This is a genomic window from Aminobacter sp. P4_D5 (assembly GCF_056401815.1).
In genome coordinates, this window is record NZ_JBFUIP010000451.1 from 1 (window position 1) to 977 (window position 977).

2 protein-coding genes are annotated in these 977 nt (G+C 67.7%); one reads left to right on the forward strand and one right to left on the reverse strand.

Annotation, left to right across the window (positions count from 1 at the left end; all coding sequences use genetic code 11):
• Nucleotides 1-544 (forward strand): hypothetical protein (locus AC1DWF_RS32660; RefSeq protein WP_476842665.1); only part of this gene is annotated, 544 nt, incomplete at its 5' end.
• Nucleotides 545-604: 60 nt separating this feature from the next.
• Here AC1DWF_RS32660 and AC1DWF_RS32665 read toward each other — a convergent pair.
• Nucleotides 605-847: a DUF2171 domain-containing protein gene (locus tag AC1DWF_RS32665; RefSeq protein WP_476842666.1), complete on the reverse strand. Its 243-nt coding sequence runs from the start codon at nucleotides 845-847 to the stop codon at nucleotides 605-607.
• Between the last annotated feature and the right edge of the window lie 130 nt (nucleotides 848-977).

The window sequence follows — 977 nt, forward strand, 5'->3', positions numbered from 1 at the left end:
GGCGGAGGATCCGGACCTGCTGCCGGTGCCATCAGCCGTGGACCATTCGGCGATGGTCGGAACATGGCTCTGCATGGAGGACGGGCTGTCGCTGGATTTCGACGCGGACGGGGTGGCCCGCATGCACGGCGTTCCCTATGCGCTTGCCCCCACCGCCGACGGCAGGCTCGCGGCCCTGCGCGGCAGCTTCCCCTTCCTGGCCGCGCCACCGACGGGCGACGTCATGGAGGTGGAGTTCGATGCCGGCTACCGGCGTGAATTCCGCCGCGTGGAACCGGTCGAGGCGCCGGCGCTGGACGGCAAATGGAACTGCGCGGAGCTGGCGACGCTCTGGACCATCCAGGGTGGCGAGATCCGCGCCCGGGGACCGGTCCGGGCCTCCGGCGCCGCCTGGCGCATCGAGGCGCTGACCCCGCACAACCTGCGCATCCACATCCCCTCTGCCCTCTATCCGGCCTGGGCGGACGCGGTTCTCTCGGCGGATGGAAGCAAGCTGATGATCAATGCCGGCCGCGCGCGTGGGCTGATCTTCGAGCGCAGATAGAAAACGGCGCCGGAGCCAGGCTCCGACGCCGTTTCTCACCCTTTCCGGTGCGGCCTGCCGCTATGCGGCCGGCTGCGCCTGCAGGGACTTCTTGGCCTCACCGGAATTGACCGTCAGGACGACCTTGCCGTTCTCGACGCCCTTCACCTGGCTCAGYGGCAGGAAGTGGTGATGGCCCTGGCCATGCGGGTCGCTGTCCTTGGTGAGCTTGATCTGGTTGCCCTGCACATGGTCGACCGTACCGACGGGGTTCCCGCAGGAACCGACGACCTGCATGTGCTCCTTGATATCCGTGGCGTTCATATCGGCATTCCCTTCTCAACTTCGGCGTCGGAGTGGCGCCGTCGGGAAAGGGAACGCCCCGCGGACAGGCAGGTTGCCCGGAGCGGGCTTACGAAGAGGCCACGCTCCGGCTCATTCCCATAGTTGGAAC